The following is a 7,381-nucleotide window of genomic DNA, read 5'->3' on the forward strand; positions in this document are numbered from 1 at the left end:
GCATAGGGATTCACTCCGCCCTCAAGCGAGGGGCCTCAGACACATCCAAGAGTGCGATACGCCTCTCGGGTCGTGGCAGCGACCCTTGTCCAGGTGCGTTCACGCGCCACCAGCGCGCGGGCCGCAGCTCCCCATTCATGCCGCCGTTTTCGACTGTAGAGCAATACTTCGAGACCTTCTGCCCAAGCATGCGGAGATTCAGGCGAGATTAGCTGGCCGTTAACCCCTGGTTCGACCAGCTCTCGCAGGGCTGTGAGATCACTGGCCGCCACGGGAAGACCGCTCGCCATCGCTTCGACGGGCTTGAGTGGGGTGACCAGATGGCAGACCCGTTCATCGGTGCGCGGCACCGCGAAGACGTCCAGAACGGCGTGGTAGGAGCGCACTTGGCGGTGCGGCACCCGGCCGGTGAAGAGGGCGGTGCCGTCGTCGAGTCCGAGCCGCCGGGCGAGCGCCTGGAGCGCCACCCGTTCGGGTCCGTCGCCGACGATCAGCAGCCGCAGCGGGACGCCCCGGCGGCGCAGCTCGGCACCCGCATGGAGCAATGTGCCGATTCCCTCGTGTGGAGTAAGGCTGCTCACCGTCCCCACTACGAAGTCGTCGGCCGCGATGCCGAGCCGGGTGCGCAGCTCCGCCCCGTCCGGCGGCGGCGCGAGGAAGGCCTCGTCCACCGCGTTGGGCACGATCAGCACCCGCTCCTCGGGCACCCCGCGGCCCACGATCTCGGCCTTCATCGCCGAGCCCAGCGTCAGCACCAGATCGGCCTCCCGCATGCAGTGCGTCTCCAGGGCGCGCCGGGCCCGGTACGTCCCGTCCCGCGGACTCCGGCCCGGCGCCTGGGTCAGCCAGGTCTCCTCCAGGAAGCCCCGCACCTCGTAGACCACGGGCAGCCCGTAGGTCTCGCGCAGCGCCAGCGCCACCCGCCCGTTGCCGTGGTCGGTGGCCGCGTGCAGCACGGCCGGCCGCAGCCGCTCCACCAGCCGCCCGGCCAGCTCGGCGTTGCGGGCGAGGACCGCGCCCTGCCCGTACGGGAGTCCCAGCGGCAGCAGCCGGTGCTGCGGCACCCCGTTCACGAACTGCAGCGGGCGGGCGTCGAGAACGCCCTGCGCCACCGGGAACCCGATCCGGGTCACCACGTGCGCGTCGAGCCCGGCCGCCCGCTGGGCCTCGGCGAGGGCCTGGGTGCGCACGGTGTAGCCGGCGTGCTTGAACGGCAGCCCGTTGGTGACCAGATGGAGCACCCGGCCGGGCTCGGGCCGCACCGCGCGCCCGGCGGGCGCCGCCACCCGAGCGGCGGACGGGCCGGCGGCGGGACCGGCCGTGCGGGCCCGGGCGGCCAGCCGCCGCTCGACCGGCCGCAGCCCGCGCCGCACCCGCCCCGGCAGCAGCCGGACGCCGAGCAGCGCGGCCCGGGCGGGGTCGTGCCGCAACTCGCCCCATGCGACGGATGCGGCCAAGCTGAGTGCACGGGGGATTCGACGCGGCGTGTGCCGGGACGGACGTCGGGCCATGTCGCCAAGGTAGGCCGACAGAGCGGAGAACGTACGACATGAACGGCCGCGTACTCCATGTCGTAGGGACCAGGCCGAACTTCGTGAAGGCCGCGCCCGTCGTCGCCGCCCTGCGCGCGAGCGGGCACGACCAGGTCCTGGTGCACACCGGTCAGCACTACGACGAACGGATGTCGCAGATCTTCTTCCGGGAGCTGGGCCTGCCCGCCCCGGACACCGACCTCGGCGTCGGCTCCGGCAGCCACGCCCGGCAGACCGCCGACCTGCTGGTGGCCCTGGAGAGCGAGCTGCTCGCCCGCGCCCCGGCCCTGGTCGTCGTCTACGGCGACGTGAACTCGACCCTGGCCGCGGCCCTGGTCGCCGCCAAACTCGGCATCCCGGTCGCCCATGTCGAGGCGGGCCTGCGCAGCTTCGACATGGGAATGCCGGAGGAGGTCAACCGGCGCCTGGTCGACCAGCTCGCCGAGCTGCTCCTCGCGACCAGCCCGGAGGCCGTCGGCCACCTCGCCCGCGAGGGCGTCGACCCGGGCCGGGTGCACCTCGTCGGCAACCCGATGATCGACACCCTGCTCACCCATCTGGACCATTTCGACCCGGCCGCCGCCCGCACCGCCCACGCACTGCCCGAGCGGTACGGCGTGGTCACCCTGCACCGCCCGGCCAACGTCGACGACCCCGAGGCCGCCGCCGCGGCCGCCCGCGCCCTCACCGAGGCCGCGACCCACCTCGACCTCGCGGTGCCGCTGCACCCGCGCGGCCGGGAGGCCCTGCGCAAGGCCGGCCTCGCCGACGCCCCCGGCATCCACCTGCTCGAACCGCTCGGCTACGTCGAGTTCATGGGCCTGGTCCGCGGGGCCGCCGCCGTGATCACCGACTCCGGCGGCGTCCAGGAGGAGACCACCGTGCTGGGCGTGCCCTGCCTGACCCTGCGCACCACCACCGAACGCCCGGTCACCGTCACCCACGGCACCAACCGCCTGGTCCGGCACGGCGAACTCGTACCCGCCCTGCGCAAGGTCCTGGACGGGCAGGCCCCGGCCGCCCCGGAAGGACCGCCGCTGTGGGACGGCAAGGCGGGCCCCCGGATCGCCCGCGTCCTCACCGAGTGGCTGGAGCGCCATGACTGAAGCCACCCGCACCCCCACCGACGCCACCCGCACCCACACCGGCGCCCCCCTCACCTACTGGGACACCCGGCACCGGGAACGCGACGACCTCGCCTCCGGCGGCCACATCGGTCTGGACCGGCCCGGCAACGAGATCTTCTACGCGGTCCGGCTCGGCCAGTTGCTCACCCTGATCGGCGACCTGTCCAGCCCGGCCGCCCCGCTCTTCGTCCTCGACGCGGGCTGCGGCAAGGGGCACTTCGCCCGCGCCCTGGCCCGCTGCGGCCACCACGTGGACGCCTTCGACGCCAGCGAGGCGGCCGTCGCCCACGCCCGCGCGGAGGGCGGCGGACCCCGCTACGCCTTCGCCGCCCTCGACGAGTGGCGCAGCCCCTGGCTCTACGACGTGGTGATGTGCGTGGACGTCCTCTTCCACGTCATGGACGACGCCGAGTGGGCGGCCGGCCTGCGCAACCTCGCCTCGCTCGTCCGGATCACCGGCCGGCTGATCGTCACCGACGAGAACATCCCCGAACCCGTCCCGCGCGGCGACTACATCCTGCACCGCCCGCTCGCCGCCTACCGCGCGGAACTCGAGCCCCTGGGCCTGAGCCACACCCTGTTCCGGCCCTACGGCTTCCGCGAGAACCGGGTCGGCTTCCATGTCTTCACAAGGACCCGCTGATGCGCCTGACCGATCTGCTCCACCCGCACCTGGACGAGGTCACCTCCGTCGTGGACGCGACGAGCGGCGGCCTGCGTCTGGACCCCTATCTCCACCTGCCGCCCGGCGTCGACCTGACCCGCCACGAACAGCCCGTCGGCGAGGGGGAGCTGATGCTCCTCTGCTACGGCCCCGACCCCGCCCTGCACGGCGACGAGGCGGACTGCCTCACCGCACTGGAACGGATGCGGCCCGGCGCCCGCGGCCTGATCGTCTTCGGCCACCCGGGGACCGACCTGCCCTACCACCGCCTCCTCGACGCCCTGGTCGCCCACCGCTGCCAGGTGCTGCACGCCGCCTCGCTCGGCTATACCCATCTGCACGCCGGCGCGGTCTTCGCGTGCACCGAGGAACTCCTGCCGCCGCACGACTGGTTCGGCCGTCCGCTGCCGGCCGACGGATTCGCCACGGCCCTCCGGATCGCCGACGAGTACGTCCTCGCCGACTTCGTCTCCCGTTCCCAGCGCGCCCGCCTGATCGACCTGGAGCGGGCGGCCGAGGAGAGCGCCCGCGCCCTGGAGAACACCCGCGAGGACGGCCTCGCCGAGCGCCTGGCCGCGGCCGTCCGCGACAAGGACCAGCTGACGGCCGCCCTGCGCGGGGCCCGGGACCGGGTCGGGGTCCTGGAGGCCCGGGTGTCCATGCTGGAGGGCTCCACCTCGCTGCGGGTCGGCAAGGCCCTGGTCTCGGCGGCCCGTTCGCCCAAGCGGCGCGCGGCCCGGCTGCCGGGGGAGCTGTACGGGCTGTGGCGGCAGCGCAAGGCCGTCAAGGGCCGGGCCGCCGGCGCCCGGACCCCGGCCTCCGCACCGGAGACACCGCTCGACGACCGCTTCTACCTCTCCCACCGGGCGCTGTCCGTGGCGCCCCGCGACCGGCTGGTGATCACCGGCGTGCTCACCGACCGCACCGCCGCCGACTTCGCGGCGGACGCCGTGGTCAGCCGGGTGCTGCCGCACGACGGCCGGCTGCTGGTCGAACGCACCGACCCGGACGTCTTCCTCGTCCAGCTCAGCGCCTGCACCGGCGAGGCCGGACCCTGGACGCTCACCGGCACCGGACTCGCCCCCGACCTCGACCACCGGCTGGCCGAACTGGTCGGCCAGGCAAGGGGGCTGGGCCGTACGGCGGTGCTGTGGCGGGACGGCCCGGCGTCCTCCGCGCCCGGCCTGTCCCAGCTGCCCTGGGACGCCGTCCTGGACGGCGACACCGGTACGGCGCTCGCCCGGCTCGACCCGGTCACCGACGGCCGGGACCGGCTCCGGGACGTCTTCCAGCAGGACAGCACCCGGGTCCGGCTGGCCCGGCTCGCCGAACTGGCCGGTGCCGCCGACCCGCTGGACGAGCGCCGGGTCGCCGTCCTCGCCGCGCCCCGGGACGCCACCGACGTCGCCCGGCTCGTCGCCCAGGCGCTCGGCCAGCTGCACCGGCCGGCCGAGGTGGTCGTCGCCGACCCGGCGGGCCTCGCCCTCGACGAACTCACCGCCGCCTCGGTCACCGTGCATTCCGGACCGGCCACCGCCCCCTGGGTCGCCGACTGGACGGACCTGACCGAGGACCGCCCGGACACCCTGCTGCTCGACCTGCTCTGCGCGCAGGAGTTCTCCGGCGCCGACGCGGTGGGCCACACCCCGGCCGCCGACGACTACGCCTTCGTACCGACCCTGCGGCCGCTGCTCGTGCGCCGGTCGCTCCTGGACTCCGGCACCCCGCCGGACGCCTGGTCGCGTGCGGGGCACCGCCTGTTCGCCGTGCGTGGAAAGGAGCCGTCATGACCCGCACCCTCCGGGCGCTCGTCTACGGCGACGTGGACCTCAACCTCATCGACGGCTCCGCCGTCTGGGCCCAGTCGACGGTCCAGGCGCTGTCCCGGGCGGGCTGCCGGACCCGCCTCGTCCTCAAGGCCCCGGTGGAGACCGGCCGGCTGACCGACCCGCTGGCCGGCCTGCCCGGCGTCACCGTGGTGCGCCCCTACGAGGAACACCTCGTCCCCGGCCAGGGCAACCACCCCCTGTCCCCCTTCCAGGCCGCGCAGTTGCTCGCCCGCCTCGACCAGGAGGAGCCCTGCGACCTGCTGGTGCTGCGCGGCCGCAGGCTGGTGAAGCAGATCGTCGGCGAGGGCGCCTTCGACGGCCGTATCTGGGCCTACCTCACCGACATCCCGCAGTCCCCGGCCGAGATGACCGAGGAGGCCCGCGCCGACCTGGCCCGCATCGCCACCGCCTCCCGGCAACTCCTGTGCCAGACCGAGGAGTTGCGCTGCTTCCTGGAGGCCTGGGTGCCGGAGGCCTGCGGCCGGGCCGTGCTCAGCCCGCCCGCCGTACCCGAACCGGGCTTCCCGGTCCCCGGGCGCGACGGCGTGCACGACCCGGTACGCCTCGTCTACACCGGCAAGTTCGCGCCCCGCTGGAACACCCTGCCCATGACCCGGCTGCCCGCCCGGCTCGCCGAACGCGGCATCCGGGCCGAACTGCACGCCGTCGGCGACAAGATCCACAAGGATGCCGGGCACCCCGGTTTCGACACCGCCATGGCCGAGGCGCTGCGCACCACCCCCGAGGTCGTCCACCACGGCGGCGTGCCCCGCGAGGAGGCCATGCGGATCGCCGCCGACTGCGACCTCGGCCTCGGCTGGCGCGACCCCTCCCTCGACGCCAGCCTCGAACTCTCCACCAAGGTCCTGGAGTTCGGCTCCCTCGGGCTGCCCGTCGTACTCAACCGCACCCCCGCGCACGAGGCGCTGCTCGGCCCCGACTACCCGCTGTTCGTCCCCGGCGACGCGGCCCTCTCGGACGCGGTGGACGCCGTCGCCCTCGCCGTCCGCGACACCGGGGCCCGGCAGCTCGCCGCCGCGCGGTGCACGCAGGCGGCCCGGCAGTACACGATGGAGGCCGCGGCGGCCCGCTGGCGCGGCCACCTGGAGCAGGCCTTCCCGCCCGCGCCCGCGGCCGTCGCCACCCGCGCCCGCCCGCTGCGGATCGGCGTGGCCGGCCACGACCTGAAGTTCCTCACCCGGCTGCTCGACCACTTCCGCTCCCTGCCCGGCCTGGAGGTGCGCGTCGACGCCTGGCCGGCGCTGGCCCGGCACGACCCGGCCGCCAGCCGTGAACTGGCCGACTGGGCCGATGTGGTGGTCGTCGAGTGGTGCGGCCCGGCGGCGATCTGGTACAGCCGCCACAAGCGGCGCGGCAGCCGGCTCGTGGTCCGTCTGCACCGCTTCGAACTGGACGCCGGATACCCCCGGCAGGTCGACATCGACGCCGTGGACCGGGTGGTGTGCGTCAGCCCGTACTACGCCCGCGCCACCGAGGAACGCACCGGCTGGCCCGCCGCGAAGATCACCACGATCGGCAACTGGGTCGACGTCGCGCAGCTCGACCGCCCCAAGGCGCCCGGCGCCCGCCACCGCCTCGGCATGATCGGCATCGCGCCCAGCCGCAAACGCCTCGACCTCGGCCTCGACGTCCTCGAAGCGCTCCGCGCCCACGACCGGCGCTGGCACCTCTCGGTCAAGTCCAAGCCGCCGTGGGAGTACTGGTGGATCTGGAACAAGCCCGAGGAGCGCGCCCACTACGACGCGATCCTGCGCCGGATGCAGACCTCCCCGCTGCTCGAAGGGGCCGTCGTCTTCGACCAGTTCGGCCCTGACGTGCCCAACTGGCTGCGCCGGATCGGGCATGTCCTGTCCACCAGCGACGACGAGAGCTTCCACCTCGCCCCGGCCGAGGGCATGGCCTCCGGCGCCGTCCCCGCGCTGCTGCCCTGGCCGGGCGCCGACGAGATCTACGACCGGCGGTGGATCCACGACACCCCCCAGGCCATGGCGGAGTCGATCGCCGGGCTCGCGGAGCAGGAGGACTGGCGCTCGGCCGGGGAGCTGGCCCGGGGCCAGGTGAGGGAGGGGTTCTCGCTGGAGCGGGTGGCGAAGGACTGGACGGAGCTGCTGGTCTCCGGCTGACGCGCGTGGCCCCCCGCGCCGTGCTCCGGGGGCCCCCCCCCCGGCACAGGCCCGCACCGTCTACGCGCGCGCCCCCCGTGCCGCC

5 protein-coding genes are annotated in these 7,381 nt (G+C 74.6%); 4 read left to right on the plus strand and 1 reads right to left on the minus strand.

Annotation, left to right across the window (positions count from 1 at the left end):
- Positions 1-35: 35 nt before the first annotated feature.
- The gene (locus ACGFZS_RS25245) at positions 36-1,457 is read right to left on the minus strand and encodes a glycosyltransferase (protein ID WP_393797057.1); all 1,422 of its coding nucleotides are present in this window, start codon (positions 1,455-1,457) and stop codon (positions 36-38) included.
- Between the two features lie 92 nt (positions 1,458-1,549).
- On the opposite strand from ACGFZS_RS25245, the gene wecB reads away from it, so the two are divergent.
- Genes wecB through ACGFZS_RS25265 form a run of 4 tightly spaced genes read left to right on the plus strand, consistent with a single transcriptional unit; the run spans position 1,550 to position 7,296 of the window.
- Positions 1,550-2,638, plus strand: coding sequence for a non-hydrolyzing UDP-N-acetylglucosamine 2-epimerase (gene wecB, locus ACGFZS_RS25250; protein WP_393797058.1), 1,089 nt, complete (start codon positions 1,550-1,552; stop codon positions 2,636-2,638).
- Positions 2,631-3,302 (plus strand): class I SAM-dependent methyltransferase, encoded by a 672-nt coding sequence (locus tag ACGFZS_RS25255; protein WP_393797059.1) that lies wholly within the window; start codon positions 2,631-2,633, stop codon positions 3,300-3,302. The genes wecB and ACGFZS_RS25255 overlap by 8 nt, the downstream gene beginning before the upstream one ends.
- Positions 3,302-5,113, plus strand: coding sequence for a hypothetical protein (locus tag ACGFZS_RS25260; protein ID WP_393797060.1), 1,812 nt, complete (start codon positions 3,302-3,304; stop codon positions 5,111-5,113). Before ACGFZS_RS25255 ends, ACGFZS_RS25260 begins: the two co-directional genes overlap by 1 nt.
- Positions 5,110-7,296, plus strand: coding sequence for a glycosyltransferase (locus ACGFZS_RS25265; RefSeq protein ID WP_393797061.1), 2,187 nt, complete (start codon positions 5,110-5,112; stop codon positions 7,294-7,296). The genes ACGFZS_RS25260 and ACGFZS_RS25265 overlap by 4 nt, the downstream gene beginning before the upstream one ends.
- Positions 7,297-7,381: the final 85 nt, after the last annotated feature.

This window comes from Streptomyces sp. NPDC048288 (assembly GCF_043201555.1).
In the GTDB taxonomy this organism is placed as follows: Bacteria; Actinomycetota; Actinomycetes; order Streptomycetales; family Streptomycetaceae; genus Streptomyces.

Bases quoted from the DNA above. Each gene is read 5' to 3' on its own strand.
- wecB (WP_393797058.1), top strand. From the start codon at position 1,550: ATGAACGGCCGCGTACTCCATGTCGTAGGGACCAGGCCGAACTTCGTG.
- ACGFZS_RS25255 (WP_393797059.1), top strand. From the start codon at position 2,631: ATGACTGAAGCCACCCGCACCCCCACCGACGCCACCCGCACCCACACC.
- ACGFZS_RS25260 (WP_393797060.1), top strand. From the start codon at position 3,302: ATGCGCCTGACCGATCTGCTCCACCCGCACCTGGACGAGGTCACCTCC.
- ACGFZS_RS25265 (WP_393797061.1), top strand. From the start codon at position 5,110: ATGACCCGCACCCTCCGGGCGCTCGTCTACGGCGACGTGGACCTCAAC.